The organism is Pseudonocardia sp. DR1-2, from assembly GCF_023717215.1.
GTDB lineage: Bacteria > Actinomycetota > Actinomycetes > Mycobacteriales > Pseudonocardiaceae > Pseudonocardia > Pseudonocardia alni.
In genome coordinates, this window is the sequence record NZ_JAMQOF010000013.1 from 85,582 (window position 1) to 102,602 (window position 17,021).

Genomic DNA, 17,021 nt, shown 5'->3' on the forward strand with positions numbered 1-17,021 from the left:
TGCACACGCGGCTCCGGCGCGCTTACCGTGCGAGACGCACGCACCTGTCCGGAAGGGGAACCGATGACCGACGCGCCCGCCCTCGAGAGGATGCGGACGGACTACTCGAGCCGCCCGCTCGACGTCGACGACCTGGCTCCGACCTGGCACGAACAGCTCACCGCGTGGCTGGAGCAGGCCCGTGAGGCCGGGCTGACCGAGCCGAACGCGATGGTGCTGGCGACGTCGGACCCGGACGGGCTGCCGTCGTCGCGCACCGTCCTGTGCAAGGGCCTCGACGCCGGCGGGATCGTCTTCTACACCAACTACACCTCGGCCAAGAGCCACGACCTGAACCGCACGCGCGTCGCCTCGGTGACCTTCCCCTGGTACGACCTCCAGCGGCAGGTCCAGCTCTCCGGCCGGGTGGAGCGCTGCTCGGACGCCCAGTCCGACGCCTACTGGGCGCTGCGCCCGCGCGGGTCGCAGCTGGGTGCCTGGGCGTCGGCGCAGTCGACGATCGTCGCCGGGCGCACCGTCCTCGACCAGGCGCTCGCCGGGGTCACCCGCCGCTTCGACGGCGTGGACGAGATCCCGCGGCCCCCGCACTGGGGCGGCTGGCGGATCGTGCCGTGGCAGGTCGAGTTCTGGCAGGGCCGCGCCGACCGGATGCACGACCGGCTGCGGTTCGAGGTCGGCCGCGACGACTCCTGGTCCGTGCGGCGGCTCGCCCCCTAGGGAGATCCCGGAGGCGCGTCGTCGGGGCGTCCGTGTACACCTTGACGTCGTGAGCACGCGCAACGATCCCGGCGAGGGGCCGACGCAGCCCGTGCCCGGTGCGGAACGGGACACCCCGACCCGCCCGGTCCCCTCCGCCGCGGACCAGGGCCCGACCGTCCGCACCCGCGCGTCGCGGATCACCGGGCTGCTGCGGTCGACCTTCGCCGACACCACCCCGCTGCGGACACCCGCCTACCGGCGGCTGTGGGTGGCCGGGATCGTGACGGTGATCGGCGCGCAGCTGTCGGTCGTCGCCGTGCCGATCCAGATCTTCCAGCTGACCGGCTCCTCGGCCTACGTCGGACTCACGGGGCTGTTCGGCCTGGTCCCGCTGGTGGTGTTCGGGCTGTGGGGCGGCGCGGTCGCCGACGCCGTCGACCGCCGGGTGATGCTGCTGTTCACCGGCTCCGGGATCGCGCTGAGCTCGCTGGCGCTGTGGGTGGTGTCGGCCAGCGGCGCCGGGAACGTGTGGGTCGTGCTGGTGCTGTTCGCGTTCCAGTCGGCGATGCTCGCGATGAACCAGCCCACCCGCAGCGCGGTCATCCCGCGGCTGCTGCCCGCCGAGCAGCTGCCGGCGGCGAACGCGCTGAACATGACCGTCGTGCAGGTCGGCGCGGTGCTCGGGCCGCTGCTGGCCGGGGTGCTGATCCCGTTCATCGGGCTGTCGACGCTCTACCTGATCGACGCGATCTTCCTGCTGGCGACCTTGTGGGCGACCTGGCGGCTGCCCGCGCTGCCCAGCTCCGCGCAACGGGTGGACGGCGCCCGCCCGAAGGTGGGGCTGCGCTCGGTCGTCGACGGCTTCCGCTACGTCGGGACGCAGCGCATCCTGCTCGTCTCGTTCCTGGTCGACGTGATCGCGATGGGGCTGGGCATGCCCCGGGTCCTGTTCCCGCAGATGGCGGTGGACACCTTCGGCGGGACGGCCGACGGTGGTGTCCAGCAGGGTTTGCTGTACGCGGCGATCCCGATCGGGATGGTCGCCGGCGGCGTGCTCTCGGGCTGGCTGCAGAAGGTGCAGCGCCAGGGCGTCGCGGTCGTCGTCGCGGTGTGCGTGTGGGGCGGCGGCGTGCTCGTGTTCGGGCTCACCGGGTCGCTGTTCCTCGCGGTGCTCGCGCTCGCCGTCGCCGGTGCCGGTGACCTGGTCAGCTCGGTCTACCGGTCGTCGATGCTGCAGACCGTCGCCACCGACGAGATGCGCGGCCGGATGCAGGGCGTGTTCATCGTCGTCGTCGCGGGCGGGCCCCGGCTCGCCGACATGTGGCACGGGTCGGTGGCCTCGCTCGTCGGGCCCGGCCCCACCGCGACGCTCGGCGGCCTCGCCGTGATCGTCGGCGTGCTGCTGTGCGTGTGGCGCTTCCCGGAGTTCCTCCGATATCGGGCACCCCGCGACGGAGGGTGAGAATCGTCGCCGCGTTCTGCGGAATCGCCCCGGCGAGCTAGCGTGTGCCCGAGACCCGATTGATCCCCGCTGTGAGAGGGAACCTCCACATGTCCGACGAGACCGCCGCCAAGTCCGACACCGCCGTACTCCGGTACTCGGGCGGCGAGTTCGAGACCGCGGTGCACACCCCGACGGAGGGGTCGCAGGCCGTCGACGTCAGCAAGCTGCTCGGCAAGACCGGCCTGGTCACCTTCGACCCGGGCTTCACCAGCACCGCTGCCTGCTCGTCCGCGATCACCTACATCGACGGTGACGCCGGCATCCTCCGCTACCGCGGCTACCCGATCGACCAGCTGGCCGGGAACTCCACGTTCCTCGAGGTCAGCTACCTGCTGATCTACGGCGAGCTGCCGAGCCAGCAGCAGCTCGACGCCTTCACCAACCGGATCAGCCGGCACACCCTGCTGCACGAGGACCTGAAGCGCTTCTTCGAGGGCTTCCCGCGGGACGCGCACCCGATGCCGGTGCTGTCGTCGGCGGTCAGCGCGCTGTCGACCTTCTACCAGGATTCGCTGGACCCGCACGACGAGGAGGCCGTCGAGCTCTCCACCGTGCGGCTCATGGCGAAGGTCTTCACGATCGCCGCCTACGCGTACAAGAAGTCCGTCGGTCAGCCGTTCCTGTACCCGGACAACTCCCTCGGCCTCGTCGAGAACTTCCTGCGGATGACCTTCGGGTTCCCCGCCGAGCCCTACGAGCTGGACCCGGACATGGTCCGCGCTCTCGACACCCTGCTGATCCTGCACGCCGACCACGAGCAGAACTGCTCCACCTCGACGGTGCGGCTGGTCGGCTCCAGCCAGGCGAACCTGTTCGCCTCCATCTCCGCCGGCATCAACGCGCTGTTCGGCCCGCTGCACGGCGGCGCCAACCAGGCGGTCCTGGAGATGCTGACCCGCATCAAGGACGTCGAGGGCGGCAACGTCGACGACTTCGTGAACCGGGTCAAGAACAAGGAGCAGGGCGCGAAGCTGATGGGCTTCGGGCACCGGGTCTACAAGAACTACGACCCGCGCGCGAAGATCGTCAAGGAGCAGGCCGAGACGATCCTCAAGAAGCTCGGCGTCAACGACCCGCTGCTCGACATCGCCATGACGCTCGAGGAGAAGGCGCTGGCCGACGACTACTTCGTCGAGCGCAAGCTCTACCCGAACGTCGACTTCTACACCGGTGTCATCTACCGGGCGATGGGCTTCCCGGTGAAGATGTTCACCGTGCTCTTCGCACTCGGCCGGCTCCCGGGCTGGATCGCGCACTGGCGCGAGATGATGAACGACCCGCAGAACAAGATCGGGCGTCCGCGCCAGCTCTACACCGGTTCCGCGGAGCGGCTGTACGTGCCCGTCGGGCAGCGCTGACCGCGTAGCCCCACCGCCTCACCCCCCGAGCGGGCCGGTCCCACGACCGGCCCGCTCGCTCGTTCCGGGGAGCCGCCGCCCCGCCTCGCGCACCGCCGCCCCGGCGCTCCCAGGGGAACCCTCGTAGCGCTCTAAGCCACGAGAGTTCCCCTGGGGGCACACCGGAGGGGTGCGACGGCTCGGCGGGCGGCGCGGCGGTGGCGCCGCTAGCGTCGACCGGCATGGCGCCCAGCACTGCCGTCGTCTGGTTCCGGCGCGACCTTCGGGTCGCCGACCAGCCCACGTTCCTCGCCGCGGCCGACGCCGCCGACCGCGCGCTCGCGCTGTTCGTGCTGGACCCGGCGCTGCTGACCCCCTCCGGTGCGGCCCGCGCGAACTTCCTCTTCGGGTGTCTGCGCGAGCTCGACGAGGCACTCGGCGGGAAGCTGCTCGTCGTGAAGGGCGACCCGGCCGACGTCGTCCCGCGGATCGCGAAGGCCGTCGGCGCACAGACCGTGCACGTCGCGGCGGACTACGGGCCCTACGGCCGCGAGCGCGACGAGCAGGTCGAGAAGGCGCTCGCCGAGGACGACGTCGAACTCGTCCGCACCGGCTCGCCGTACGCCGTCGCACCCGGCCGGGTGGAGAAGGGCTCCGGCGGGCCGTTCAAGGTGTTCACCCCGTTCAGCCGCGCCTGGGCCGACCACGGCTGGCGCGCCCCGGCCGACACCGACGCGTCGACGTGCACCTGGATGGATCCTTCGGACAAGGACGGCGGGCCCCGCGCGGTGAAGGTCCCCGACGACGAGCCGGTCGAGGCCGAGCTGCCCGAGGCGGGGGAGTCCGCGGCACTGGCCCGCTGGAAGGACTTCCTCGACGAGGGCGTCGAGGACTACGGGTCCGCCCGCGACCTGCCGGCCGAGCGCGGCACCTCGGGCATGTCGCCGTACCTGAAGTACGGCTGCGTCCACCCGCGCACGCTGCTCGCGGACCTGGCGAAGCGGAAGGGTGACTCGGTGAAGACCTACCGCACCGAGATCGCCTGGCGGGACTTCTACGCCGACGTGCTGTACCGGCGCCCGGACTCCGCGCGGGGGAACTACGACACGGCCTTCGACCACCTGCCGCTGCGCACCGGGAAGGCCGCCGACGCCGACTTCGAGCGCTGGTGCGAGGGCCGGACGGGCTTCCCGATCGTCGACGCCGGGATGCGCCAGCTGCGCGGCGAGGCGTGGATGCACAACCGGGTGCGGATGATCGTCGCGTCGTTCCTGGTCAAGGATCTGCACATCCCGTGGTGGCGTGGCGCGCGGCACTTCATGGCGCTGCTCGTCGACGGCGACCTGGCCTCCAACCAGCACGGCTGGCAGTGGACGGCCGGGTCGGGGACGGACGCGTCGCCGTACTTCCGGGTCTTCAACCCGATCACCCAGGGCGAGCGGTTCGACCCCGACGGCGACTACGTGCGCCGCTGGGTGCCCGAGCTCGCCGATGTCGAGGGGAAGGCCGTGCACCAGCCGTGGAAGCTGAAGGGCGGCATCCCGGAGGGGTACCCGGAGCCGATGGTCGACCACAAGGCCGAGCGGGAGGACGCGCTCGCCCGCTACGACCAGGTCAAGGCCGCCCGGTCCTGAGGGCGTCCCGCCAGCGGACCCGTGCCCCGGTGCGCAGCACCGAGTTGCGGTAGACGCGGGCCGACAGCACCACCATCCCGGCCAGCGCGAGCAGCGCCAGCACGAACGCGACGACCGGCTCCCACCACGCGGTGACCCCCAGCGCGGTGCGGGCCGGCATGAGCGTCTGCGACAGGTAGGGCACGAACGACAGCACCGTGGTGACGGGGTTGCGCGGGTCCACGGGCAGCACGGCGACGGCGAGCAGGAACGGCACGAGCAGCACGACGGCGATCGGCGCGGTCACCGACTGGAGCTCCTCCTGGCGGGACACGAGCGCCCCCGCCGCCGCGTAGAGCGTCGCGAACAGGAAGAACCCGACCAGATACCAGGCCAGCGCCGACACCAGCGTCGGCAGCAGCAGCGCCGGGACGGCCAGCGCGCCCGTGCCCACCGCGACGGCCGCGCCCACCGCGCCGAGGATCAGCAGCTGCAGCAGCCCGACCAGACCGAGGCCGAGCACCTTCCCGGCGAGCAGCTGCCGGGCCGGGATCGTCGCGAGCAGCAGCTCCACCACGCGTCCGGACTTCTCCTCGACCACCCCCTGCGCGACCGCCGCGCCGTAGGCGGTGACCGAGAAGAACAGCAGGAACGTCACGACGAACGCGGTCCCCACCCGCTGGCCCAGCTCGGTGTCGACCGGTTCGAGGGTGCGCACGCCCACCCCGGACAGCGTGCTCACCCGCTCCGGGTCGGCGCCGGCGGCGAGCAGCGACTCGCGCACGGCCTGCTGCTCGACGACGTCGGCGACCAGCGACCGCAGCCCCGGGGCGACGTCGTCGAGGCCCACGAGCTGGTAGGTCCCCGGCGCCCCGGTGAGCATCGCGTCGGCCTCGCCGGTGCGGACCATCGACTCGGCGGTGGCCCGGTTCCCGGCCTCGGTCAGCCGCAGCGCGGTGCCCAGCCGGTCCGCGGTGCCCTGCAGCTCGCCGCGCAGCTCGCGGGCCGGCCCGTCGAGCACCAGCGACGACGACGAGCTCTGCGACCCGGCGAACACGATCACCGCGCCGTAGCCGCCGAACACCAGCAGCATCAGCAGGATCCCGACGACGAACGTCCGCGACCGCAGCTGGGTGGTGATCTCCCGCCGCGCGACGAGCAGCACCGTCCTCATCGGGCACCGTCGGTCGCCGGGACGGCGCGGTCGCGCACGGCGTCGCGGTACAGCTCGGTCAGCGGCGGCCGGTACGGACCGAACGAGTGCACCGGTCCGGCGGCCAGCGCCGCGGCGAGCAGCGCCTGGTCGTCGGTGCCCGGCGCCAGCTCGACGCGGGTGCGGTCGCCCTCGGTGCCGACGACCCGCACCCCGGCGACGGTGTCGGCCCAGCCGGGCGGCGGGCCCGTCACGTCGTAGCGGTCGGCGGCCCCGGCCCGCAGTCCGTCGACCGTCCCGACCGCGGCCATCCGGCCCGCCGAGATGATCCCGACCCGGTCGCACAGCCGCTCCACCAGCTCCAGCTGGTGGGAGGAGAACACCACGGGCACCCCGGCCGCGGCGCGCTCGCGCAGCACCGCCCCCAGGGTGTCGACGGCCGCCGGGTCCAGCCCGGAGAACGGTTCGTCGAGGACCAGCAGGTCGGGGTCGTGCACCAGCGCGGCGCACAGCTGCACCCGCTGCTGGTTCCCCAGCGACAGCTTCTGCACCTCGTCGCCGCGGCGGTCGGCGAGCCCGACCCGGTCGGTCCAGGTCTCGGTGGCGGCGAGCGCGGCCGACCGGGACAACCCGTGCAGCCGGGCCAGGTAGACGAGCTGCTCGGCGACCCGCATCCGTGGGTACAGACCGCGTTCCTCGGGCAGGTAGCCGATCCGGCGCCGTTCCGCGGGACCGAGCGGGCCGCCCCTCCAGGTGACCGCGCCGGCGTCGGCGTCGAGGACGCCGAGCACGATCCGCATCGTCGTCGTCTTGCCCGCCCCGTTGCCGCCGACGAAGCCGAACACCTCGCCCGCGCCGACCGTGAAGCTCACCCCGTCGAGGGCGGTCGCGGAGCCGAACCGCTTGGCGAGGCCGTCGATCGCCAGCACCCCGGCGACGCTACACGGGGTGGGTGTCGCGCACCGGTATCGATCACCGCGCGTGGGTGGCAGCCCCCCTTTCGGCTCTGTAGGCTCCGCACACCGCAATGGTGCTGGATATGTCGATCGTGTAACGAAATGCGCTTCCGGTAGCGGTTTACGCATTGCGCGAGTGGGGGTCCTCGAATGTCATCGGTTCCGGCAGGTGCTGGTCAACAGAGTGGCGAGAACGACGTGGAGCCCTCCGTACTACGGAGGGCGGTCGCCGCGTCGGCGATCGGGAATGCGACGGAATGGTTCGACTACGGCATCTACGCCTATCTGACGGTCGAGCTGACGCAGGCGTTCTTCCCGGGTGAGCTGGGCTATCTCGGCACGCTGCTCGGGTTCGCGATCTCGTTCGTCCTGCGGCCGCTCGGCGGCTTCGTGTGGGGCCCGCTCGGTGACCGCATCGGCAGGCAGAAGGTCCTGTCGATGACGATCATCCTGATGGGTGTCGCGACGTTCCTGATCGGCGTCATCCCGTCGTACGAGACGATCGGCTGGGCCGCCCCGGCGCTCCTGTTCCTGCTGCGGATCATCCAGGGCTTCTCCACCGGCGGTGAGTACGGCGGCGCCGCCACGTTCATGGCGGAGTATGCGCCGGACCGCAAGCGCGGCTTCTGGGGCAGCTTCCTGGAGTTCGGCACCCTGGCCGGCTTCACGCTCGCGGTGCTGGTCGTCTTCGGCCTGGAGACCGCGATCGGCGAGCAGGCCATGCTCGACTACGGCTGGCGCATCCCGTTCATGATCGCCCTGCCGCTGGCCATGATCGGTCTCTACATCCGGACCAAGCTCGAGGACACCCCGGTGTTCCGGGACCTGGAGGCCGCCGGCGAGTCCGAGTCCGCCGCGACCGGAGCGCTCAAGGACCTCATCGTCCGCTACTGGCAGCCGATCCTGGCGCTGTTCGGACTGGTCATCGCGCTGAACGTCATCAACTACACGCTGCTGACCTACATGCCGACCTACCTGCAGACGACGCTGTCGATGGACTCGGCGAGCGCGGACACCGTCGCCGTGGTCGGCCAGGTCGTGATGATGCTGCTGATCCCGTTCGCCGGTGCGCTGTCGGACCGGATCGGCCGCAAACCGTGCTGGTGGATCTCACTGGTCGGCATCTTCGTGCTGGCGATCCCGATGTACATGCTGATGGCGGTGAGCGTGCCGCTGGCGATCCTCGGGTTCACCGTGCTCGGCCTGATCTACCTGCTGCAGCTCGGGACGATCTCCGCGACGTTCCCGGCGATGTTCCCGACCCACGTCCGGTTCGCCGGCATGGCGATCTCCTACAACGTGGCGACGGCGGCGTTCGGCGGCACCGCGCCGCTGATCAACGAGGCGGCCATCGAGGGCACGGGCGACGTCCTGTTCCCGGCCTACTACATGATGGGCGCCTGCGTGGTCGGCATGATCGCGCTCTACTTCGTCATCGAGACGAAGGGTGTGTCGATCGCCGGCCGGGACGTCCCGGGGCTCGCCGAGCACCGCGCGCGGCAGGCCGCGAAGACCGGCTCCTGAGCCGCACCACCGGTCCGCACCGGGCCCGTCCCCGCCGGGGGCGGGCCCGGTCGGCGTCTCAGGGGGTCGGCCAGCCGGCCGGCAGCGGCACGTGCCCGTCCCGCGCGGCCGTCCACACCCAGGCCCAGCACACGGTGCCGTCGCCGAGGACGACCCGGGACCGCGCGTACTCGGGGCCCTCGTAGGCGTCGAGCGCGGCGAGCGCGGTCTCCGGGTCGGCCAGCTCGACGACCCAGCCGGGCACCCCGTCGCCGGTGTCGAGGGTCAGCGCGGGATACCCGAGACCGGTGTCGGCGACCCCGCCCGTCGGCAGCAGCACCGGCTGCGGCAGCACTCCCGAGGCGTGCGCGCGCAGCATCCCGAAGGCCCGCCGGCCGGGCATGAGGGTGCCGTAGACGAACACCCGCGACGGCCACTGCTCCGGCACCGGCACACCGTCGACGGTCCGAGCGTCCAGACCGTCCGGGCCGGGGGCACCGGTGAGCGCGACGGCGCCGGCCTGGTCGAGGTCGGCGCAGCGGACGGGTGCCCCGTCGACGTGCAGCGGGCGCCGGTCCGTGCGCGGGTCGCCGGTGGGGACCTCCGGGGCGAGGTAGGCCCACGGCCGGTCGAGCTCCCCGGCGGCGTCGACGAGCGTGACCCGTCCGGTCGCGACCCGGGCCAGGCGGTAGCGCGGCGGGTCGGCGTAGCGGCCCTCGACGGTGTCGAGTGCCGCGAACTGTTCCGGAGCCGCCAGCCAGACCGCGTGCTCCTCGGTCACACCGGGCACGGCCGCGAGCGTCGCGGGGCGCTGGTCGTCGACCACCCGGCGCCCGGCCGACCACACCGCGGCCAGGCCCTCGGTCCGGACCCGCAGCACGACGACCGGACCGGTCAGCCCGCGCTCCCCGCGCATCCAGGAGACCTTCGACGGGCAGGCGTTCGAGCCGTAGGCCAGCAGCGGGACGCGCGCGGTCAGCGGCGGTGCGCCCAGGTCGGCGAGCACGTCGTCGAGGCAGCGGTCCGCAGCGCGCCAGCCGGAGGTGGCCGACGGGTCGGCCGCCAGCGGACGGGTGCGGCCGTCGACGTGCAGGAACGAGCACGGCGGCCGGGCACCCGGGTAGGGATCGGCAGGGAACGCCGAGTCCGGCCACGGTGCGGTGATGTCCGTTCCCGTCATGGGCACGGACCGTAGATCAACGACCCGGGGTCGGGGGTACGCGCCCGGGTGGCGCCGACGCAGCCCGGGCGGACCTCAGCCCGCCCGCCGACGTCCGCCCTGCGCGGCGGCCCGGCGGAGCAGCGCCGCGGTGAGCAGCACCAGGCCGAGTACCGCGAGCGCGGACAGCACCACCCGCAGCCACGTCGGCGCCGGGTCCGGCAGCAGCATCGCCACGACGAACACCCCGGCCATCGAGCTGCTCAGCAGGATCATCACCAGCAGCGGGGGCGGCGTGCCCTCCGGGAAGGAGAACGCGCGGACGATCCGGCTGCGGCGACCCACGCCGCGCAGGCTACCGGGACATCCCCGCCCCCTCCGGGGTCGCGATGCCGTAGCCGCGGATCTTGCGGTAGATCGTGGCCCGGCTCATCCCGAGCCGGCGCGCGGCCTCGGCCTTGTTGCCGTCGGCGTCGAGCAGGGCGTCGACGATGGCGTCGCACTCGATCGACTCCAGCGGGGTCAGCACCCGCCGGGCCAGCACCCGCGTCTCCGGCGGCAGGTCCTCCAGCCGGATCACCCCGGTGCGGCGACGGCTCACGACCTTGCGCAGCACCTGGTAGAGCTGCTCGACGTTGCCCGGCCACCGGTGCCGCATGAGCACCCGCAGGGCCTCCGGCGCACAGGTCAGGTCGGCGCCGCGCGTCAGCCGGGCGAGCAGGTACGGCACCAGCTCGGCGACGTCCTCCACGTGGTGGCGCAGCGGCGGGACCTCGATGGTGCGCGGGAAGCAGTCCAGCAGCGACGCGAGCTCGGGTGAGTCGGTCGTCCGGGAGCTGCCGCGGGTCGCGACGACCCAGGCCCGCTCCGGGTCGGTCGACTCGCGGTGCGGCTCGAGCACGTCGGCGAGCGCCGCCGCGGCGGCCGGGGGGAGCCGGTCGACCTCGCGCAGCACCAGCGTCCCGCCGCCGCCCTCGAGCTCGTCGGACACCTCGGAGAGCCAGCGCGGGCCCACGTCGCCGGCGTCGAGCACACGGACGTGCCCGGCGGGGGAGTGGAGGTGGTGGGTGGCGCGGGCCAGCGTGGTCCGGCCGGAGCCGTGCTCGCCCTGCAGCACCAGCCACTCGTTCGTGCGGAAATGCCGGTCCACCGCCTGGGCGCACTTGGTCCACAGCGCCCCCGAGCCGACGGCGGTCGGCAGCGCGGTGGTGATGGTCGGGGTCGCGGAGCCGCGGCCGACGGTCTCGCGGTGGGTCAGGCTCACCTGCAGGATGCCGCCCGCCGAGCCCGCCTCGTTCCAGCTCGGCCGGCACTGCACCCGCGCGGTCGCCCCGCTCGGCAGGTCGACGACGAGCTGGCGGTTGCGTCCGGCCCGCAGCGCGTCGGTCGCCCCGGCGAGCAGCGGGACCTGGTCACCGGGTGCGATGAGCTCGCGGGCGCGGTCGTTCATCATCACGAGGTCGTCGCCGACGGCGAGTACCGCGGAGTCGCCCCCGCGCTGGACCGCGGTCAGGTAGTCGTGCAGCAGCGTCAGCTCGTGCCGCCCGGACGCGGCGAGCAGCGCCTCCTCGATGCGGCGCGCCGTCGTCGCGGCGGTGGCGACCATCAGCGCGTTGGCCTCGCTCCGCCAGCAGGTCAGGTCGACGACGCCGAGGATCTTGCCGGTCACCGGGTGCCGGATCGGGGCGCCGGCGCAGGCCAGGTCCTCCAGGTGCTCGACGAAGTGCTCGTGCCCGAACACCTCGGTCGGGCGCCTGCCCTCCAGCGCGGTGCCGATGCCGTTGGTGCCGACGTGCTGCTCGGCGTAGGAGAAACCGGGGACGAGCCACACCCGGTCCAGGTGCTGACGCAGCGCCGAGTCACCGGTCCGGCGGTCGAGGACGACACCGTCGCCGTCGCAGAGGATGAGGCTGACCGGCTCGGTGGCGAACTGGTCGCACAGCTCGGAGACGATCGGCGTGGCCGCCCGCATCAGCGGGCTGTCGGTCTCGCGGCCGATCTCGGGCAGGTCGATGGAGTCGGGCGCGACGTCGCTGTCCCGCGACCGGATCCAGGACGCCAGGATCGGCGGGCGCACCGCGTCCTCGCGCATCTGCTCGTGGTGCAGGAACGCGTCGCGGGCCGCCGCGATCCGTTCGGCCGCGGCGCTGGTGCTGGTCCTGGTGGCGGGTGCGGGCGCCGAGCCGGTGACGGGGGAGTCCCGTCCGTCCCCGGGCTGTCGCGGGCGCGGCGTCGGCCGGCCCGCCCGGGTGGCGCCCTGCGCGCCGTCGGGCAGGGGTCTCACACACGGCCTCCTCGCCTGTGTCGAGCTCGGGACACGACCACCGAGGACCCGCGTGCAACAGCGGTGACCTGCCCGGATCCCGTGGTCACGGCGACGGTACGCGCCGTGAGAGCAAGATCACCACAGGTGGCGGGACGGAAGAGTCTCATATTGAGACCTCGAATGCCTGTCGAACCATGTGTGATTCGCAGCACGGAGGAGAGACGGCACCGCCGGGCGCGGCAACCAGCCACGTCGCCGGGCCGTCCGACCTCCGCGTTCGACCACGACATCGGGCTACCCGCGCTCGCCCGCTGATCCGACCACAACCCACCACCGTGAGGAGACGACGTGAGTCGGCAGAGTTTGGCGAAGGCTCACCAGAAGATCCAGGAGCTTTCCTGGGAGCCGCAGTACCACGAGCCGTACATGAAGTACGGAACCGACTACACCTTCAAGAAGGCGGCGAAGAAGGACCCGCTCAAGCAGGTCCTGCGCTCGTACTTCCCGATGGAGGAGGAGAAGGACCACCGCGTCTACGGCGCCCAGGACGGTGCCATCCGCGGCAACATGTTCCGGCAGGTGCAGGAGCGCTGGCTGGAGTGGCAGAAGCTCTTCCTGTCGATCATCCCGTTGCCGGAGATCTCGGCGGCGCGCTCGATGCCGATGCTGTTCCACGTGGTTCCGAACCCGGAGCTGCACAACGGCCAGGCGATCCAGATGATCGACGAGGTTCGGCACAGCACGATCCAGCAGAACCTCAAGCGCCTGTACATGAACAACTACATCGACCCGGCGGGCTTCAACAACTCGCTGCGGAACTTCCAGTCGGACTACTGCGGCACCATCGGCCGCCAGTTCGCGGAGGGGTTCATCACCGGTGACGCCATCACCGCCGCGTCGATCTACCTGACCATCGTCGCGGAGACCGCGTTCACGAACACCCTGTTCGTGGCGATGCCGGCAGAGGCGGCCGCCAACGGCGACTACCTGCTGCCGACGGTGTTCCACTCGGTGCAGTCCGACGAGTCGCGGCACATCTCCAACGGCTACGCCACGCTCCTGATGGCGCTGTCGGACGAGGACAACCGCCAGCTGCTCGAGCGCGACCTGCGCTACGCGTGGTGGAACAACCACCGCGTCGTCGACGCCGCCATCGGTACCTTCATCGAGTACGGCACGAAGGACCGCCGCAAGGACCGCGAGTCCTACGCGGAGATGTGGCGCCGCTGGATCTACGACGACTACTACCGCAGCTACCTGCTGCCGCTCGAGAAGTACGGGTTGGTGATCCCGCACGACCTGGTCGAGGAGTCCTGGAACCAGATCTGGAACAAGGGCTACGTCCACGAGGTCGCGCAGTTCTTCGCCACCGGCTGGTGCGCCAACTACTGGCGCATCGACGGTATGACCGACACCGACTTCGAGTGGTTCGAGTACAAGTACCCGGGCTGGTACGACCGGTACGGCAAGTGGTGGGAGAACTACAACCGCCTCGCCAAGCCGAACGGTCACCACGCCATCGTGGCCGAGGACGTCGACTACGTGTACCCGCACCGCTGCTGGACCTGCATGGTCCCGTGTCTGGTGCGCGAGGACATGGTCGTCGACAAGGTGGACGGCCAGTGGCGCACGTACTGCCACGAGGTCTGCCGCTGGACCGACGCCGAGGCCTTCCGGCCCGTGTACCAGGGTCGCGAGACCCCGAACATGGGCAAGCTCGTGGGTCACCGCGAGTGGGAGACGCTCTACCACGGCTGGAACTGGGCCGACGTCATCCAGGACATGGGCTTCGTCCGTGACGACGGCAAGACGCTGACCGCTCAGCCGCACCTCGATCTCGACCCGAAGAAGATGTGGACGCTGGACCACATGCGGCGCATGCCGCACCTGGCCAGCCCCAACGTCATCCTCAACGAGATGAGCGACGCCGAGCGCGAGGCGTTCGTGGCGGACTACAACCGCCAGGGGCCGGGAGGCCGGCCCGCGCCCACCGACGCCTGAGCGCGGGTCAGGCGAGGGGAGGGGGTTCCCGTCACGCCATGACGGGTCCCTCTTCCCGCGGCCCGGCCGGGGGGTCGTCTTCCCCGGCCGGGTCACCCCGGGACTCCCGTCCGCCGGGCGGGGCCCGGGGCGACGCCTGCCCACATCTGTCCGATTGGTCTTTTTTCTCACGCCACTAGTCACGCCAAGAGAGGTGGTCTGCACTCGTGGGCGACAAACACGTCGTGCGGTTCGAGCCCGTCGGCATCGAGATCGAGGTCGACGAGGACCAGAACATCCTCCGCGCCGCGGCCGAGCAGGGCGTCCAGCTCATGCACGGCTGCAAGGAGGGCCAGTGCTCGGCCTGCAAGTCCTTCGTGCTCGAGGGCGAGGACATCGAGTACGACAGCTACTCGACCTTCGCGCTCCCGGACTACGAGAAGGAGGAGGGTCACACCCTCCTGTGCCGGGCACATGCCTACGAGGACCTGGTCATCGAGCTGACCAACTACGACGAGGAGATCATCCGGTCCGGCCTGCCCCTCACCAAGGGCGTGGTCGAGGTCGTGTCGGTCGAGGCCGTCACCCACGACATGCGGCACCTGACCGTCAAGCTGGTCGAGCCGTCGGAGATCAAGTTCTTCCCCGGGCAGTACATGGACCTCGTCTGCCCCGGGACCGAGGAGAGCCGTTCGTTCTCCATGGCCAACACCCCCAACCGGGACGGCACCTACGAGTTCGTCATCAAGGTCTACCCGGGTGGGCTGTTCGGGACCTGGCTCGACGAGAAGGCCGCTCCCGGTGACCGGCTCGACGTCGAGGCGCCCTTCGGCACCTTCACCCTCCGCCAGAACCGCAGCTCGCCGATCGTCTTCGTCGGCGGCGGCGCCGGCATGGCGCCGGTACTGGGCCTGCTGCGGGCGATGGCCGACGGCGGCGTCGAACGACGGGCCACCTTCTACTACGGCGCGCGCACCGCGGCCGATCTCTGCTTCGAGAAGGAGATCGCCGAACTGGCGCCCCAGCTCAACGGCTTCCGGTACGTCCCCGCCCTGTCCGACGGCGACGGCGGGGACTGGGCCGGCGAGACCGGCCTGATCACGGAGGTGGTCAGGCGCAACGAATCCGATCTGAAGGGAGCGGATGCCTACGTCTGCGGTCCCCCGCCGATGGTCGACGCGGCGATCGCGACGCTGACCCAGCTGGGTGTGAGTGAGACCAACATCTTCTACGACAAGTTCACCACGACCGGTGAGCAAGAAGGCGAGGACGGACAGCAATGACTCAGTCCCCCACCACACAGGACACGTCGTCCGGTTCGCAGCGCAGCGTTCCCAAGCCCGTCTTCACCGACGCGGAGGCCGGAGCGCGGGAGTTCCCGGACTCGAGCTCGAGCGCACGCCACTACAACTACTACACCCCGGCCAAGCGGAAGCAGACGCTGTACGAGGACACCACCGTCGAGGTCCAGCCCGACCCGCGGCACTACCTCTCGCAGGGCTGGATCTACGGCTTCGCCAACGGCGAGGGCGGCTACCCGCTGCACTGGACCAAGCTCAAGGCCTGGGGCGTCGACGAGCCCGAGCCGCAGCGCGGCGTCGGCACCGGCGGCATGCACGTCAAGAACTGGCCCGCGCACGGCTGGCACGAGTTCCGCGACCCGAACGAGGAGTGGGAGCAGAGCCTCTACCGGTACAACGCGAACGTCGTCCGGCAGCTCACCCAGAACATCGAGAACGCCCGCAACGCGAAGGCGTTCGAACTGTGGAACTCGAACTGGATCCGGTTCGTCGAGCGCAACGTCGGCGCCTGGATGCACATCGAGCACATCCTCGGCCTCTACGTCTTCGCGTCCAACGAGCGGTCCGCGCCGACCAACATGCACAACACGGCGCTCGCGGCGAACTCCACCCGCAAGATCCGCTTCGCCCAGGACCTCGCGCTCTACAACCTGACGCTGTCGGAGGAGATCGACGGGTTCGACGGCGCGGCCCACCTCGACGCGTGGGACAACGCGCCGGAGTGGCAGGGCGCCCGGAAGATGACCGAGGCCCTCACCGCGGTCCAGGACGACTGGGGCGAGGCCGTCTTCGCGACCAACTGCGTCTTCGAGCCGCTGGTCGGGGAGCTGTTCCGCTCCAACCTGGTCATGCAGTCCGCCGCCCAGAACGGCGACTACGTGACGCCGACGGTCATGGGCGCCGGTGAGTACGACTACGCCCAGCGCGACCTGCGCTGGTCGATCGCCTGCTTCGCGCCGCTCACCCAGGACCGCGAGTTCGCCGAGCACAACCGCTCGCTGATGAGCGGCTGGCTGCGGACCTACGTCCCGCAGGCACTGGAGGCCGCCCGGACCATGCAGCCGATGTGGTCCCAGTCGGACTCGAAGCCCCCCACGTTCGAGGACTCCCTCGACCGCGCCAAGAACCGGTTCGCCGGGATCTGCAGCGATCTCGGCCTCGACGTCCCCGAGGAGCTGAAGCAGTGACCAGCACCAGCCCGTTCAAGCAGGACAGCACCGCGTCGAACATGTGCGGCTTCACGCTGATGAACAACCAGATCGGCGCGGTCATCGCGACCGTTCTGGACCGTCAGGACAACGTGACCGTGCAGCACCTTCCCTCGATGATCCGCGTCGACGGCACGGGCAAGTTCGAGCTGGACTACGTCGCGATGGACGAGGAGGCCGGCCAGGAGGAGGGCTGGTTCGACGCCGCCCAGTTCGAGGAGAACATGTCCACCCACTACGGGCGGATGGTCCACCTCGACGACAAGACGATCATGTTCGCCAATCCCGAGGACGCCGCCGAGTACATCGACTTCGACCTGAAGCCGGTGTAGGACCCGCTCC

At 71.2% G+C, this 17,021-nt stretch carries 14 protein-coding genes; 9 read left to right on the forward strand and 5 right to left on the reverse strand.

The window, feature by feature from the left end:
* The first annotated feature begins 63 nt into the window (after positions 1-63).
* The 4 genes from pdxH (at position 64) to ND486_RS27485 (ending at position 5,174) form a co-directional block, all read left to right on the forward strand.
* A complete protein-coding gene (pdxH, locus tag ND486_RS27470) occupies positions 64-717 on the forward strand; it encodes a pyridoxamine 5'-phosphate oxidase (protein WP_251787220.1) in 654 nt (217 codons plus the stop codon).
* 49 nt (positions 718-766) lie between these two features.
* Positions 767-2,161 (forward strand): MFS transporter, encoded by a 1,395-nt coding sequence (locus tag ND486_RS27475; protein WP_251787221.1) that lies wholly within the window; start codon positions 767-769, stop codon positions 2,159-2,161.
* Between the two features lie 89 nt (positions 2,162-2,250).
* Positions 2,251-3,561 carry a citrate synthase gene (locus tag ND486_RS27480; RefSeq protein WP_062399893.1) on the forward strand — a complete coding sequence of 437 codons (1,311 nt, stop codon included), beginning with the start codon at positions 2,251-2,253 and terminating at the stop codon, positions 3,559-3,561.
* Positions 3,562-3,782: 221 nt separating this feature from the next.
* The gene (locus ND486_RS27485) at positions 3,783-5,174 is read left to right on the forward strand and encodes a deoxyribodipyrimidine photo-lyase (protein ID WP_251787222.1); all 1,392 of its coding nucleotides are present in this window, start codon (positions 3,783-3,785) and stop codon (positions 5,172-5,174) included.
* Here the strand turns inward: ND486_RS27485 and ND486_RS27490 are convergent.
* Both ND486_RS27490 and ND486_RS27495 read right to left on the reverse strand, forming a co-directional pair.
* Positions 5,155-6,327 (reverse strand): ABC transporter permease, encoded by a 1,173-nt coding sequence (locus ND486_RS27490; protein WP_208824601.1) that lies wholly within the window; start codon positions 6,325-6,327, stop codon positions 5,155-5,157. The genes ND486_RS27485 and ND486_RS27490 overlap by 20 nt on opposite strands.
* On the reverse strand, positions 6,324-7,235 hold the full coding sequence (locus ND486_RS27495; protein ID WP_251787223.1) for an ABC transporter ATP-binding protein: 912 nt from the start codon (positions 7,233-7,235) through the stop codon (positions 6,324-6,326). Before ND486_RS27495 ends, ND486_RS27490 begins: the two co-directional genes overlap by 4 nt.
* Before the next feature lie 225 nt (positions 7,236-7,460).
* Between ND486_RS27495 and ND486_RS27500 the strand changes: the two genes are divergently transcribed.
* The gene (locus tag ND486_RS27500) at positions 7,461-8,786 is read left to right on the forward strand and encodes an MFS transporter (RefSeq protein ID WP_238589777.1); all 1,326 of its coding nucleotides are present in this window, start codon (positions 7,461-7,463) and stop codon (positions 8,784-8,786) included.
* 58 nt (positions 8,787-8,844) lie between these two features.
* Here ND486_RS27500 and ND486_RS27505 read toward each other — a convergent pair whose 3' ends face one another.
* The 3 genes from ND486_RS27505 to ND486_RS27515 all read right to left on the reverse strand — a co-directional run bounded on the left by ND486_RS27505 (position 8,845) and on the right by ND486_RS27515 (position 12,208).
* Positions 8,845-9,945: a gamma-glutamylcyclotransferase gene (locus ND486_RS27505; protein WP_251787224.1), complete on the reverse strand. Its 1,101-nt coding sequence runs from the start codon at positions 9,943-9,945 to the stop codon at positions 8,845-8,847.
* 75 nt (positions 9,946-10,020) lie between these two features.
* Complete coding sequence (locus tag ND486_RS27510; RefSeq protein WP_251787225.1) at positions 10,021-10,269, reverse strand: hypothetical protein; 249 nt, start codon at positions 10,267-10,269, stop codon at positions 10,021-10,023.
* A 10-nt stretch (positions 10,270-10,279) separates the two neighbouring features.
* Complete coding sequence (locus tag ND486_RS27515) at positions 10,280-12,208, reverse strand: helix-turn-helix domain-containing protein (RefSeq protein ID WP_251787226.1); 1,929 nt, start codon at positions 12,206-12,208, stop codon at positions 10,280-10,282.
* Positions 12,209-12,553: 345 nt separating this feature from the next.
* Here ND486_RS27515 and ND486_RS27520 point away from each other — a divergent pair, with 345 nt between their 5' ends.
* The 4 genes from ND486_RS27520 (at position 12,554) to mimD (ending at position 17,011) form a co-directional block, all read left to right on the forward strand.
* A complete protein-coding gene (locus ND486_RS27520; protein ID WP_043276429.1) occupies positions 12,554-14,191 on the forward strand; it encodes a methane monooxygenase in 1,638 nt (545 codons plus the stop codon).
* Between the two features lie 206 nt (positions 14,192-14,397).
* Entirely contained in the window at positions 14,398-15,453 is a 1,056-nt protein-coding gene (locus ND486_RS27525; RefSeq protein WP_073577855.1) for a 2Fe-2S iron-sulfur cluster binding domain-containing protein, read from the forward strand.
* Entirely contained in the window at positions 15,450-16,658 is a 1,209-nt protein-coding gene (locus ND486_RS27530) for a toluene hydroxylase (RefSeq protein WP_251787227.1), read from the forward strand. The genes ND486_RS27525 and ND486_RS27530 overlap by 4 nt, the downstream gene beginning before the upstream one ends.
* A complete protein-coding gene (gene mimD / locus ND486_RS27535) occupies positions 16,655-17,011 on the forward strand; it encodes a propane 2-monooxygenase effector subunit MimD (protein ID WP_350589363.1) in 357 nt (118 codons plus the stop codon). Before ND486_RS27530 ends, mimD begins: the two co-directional genes overlap by 4 nt.
* The last annotated feature ends 10 nt before the right edge of the window (positions 17,012-17,021 follow it).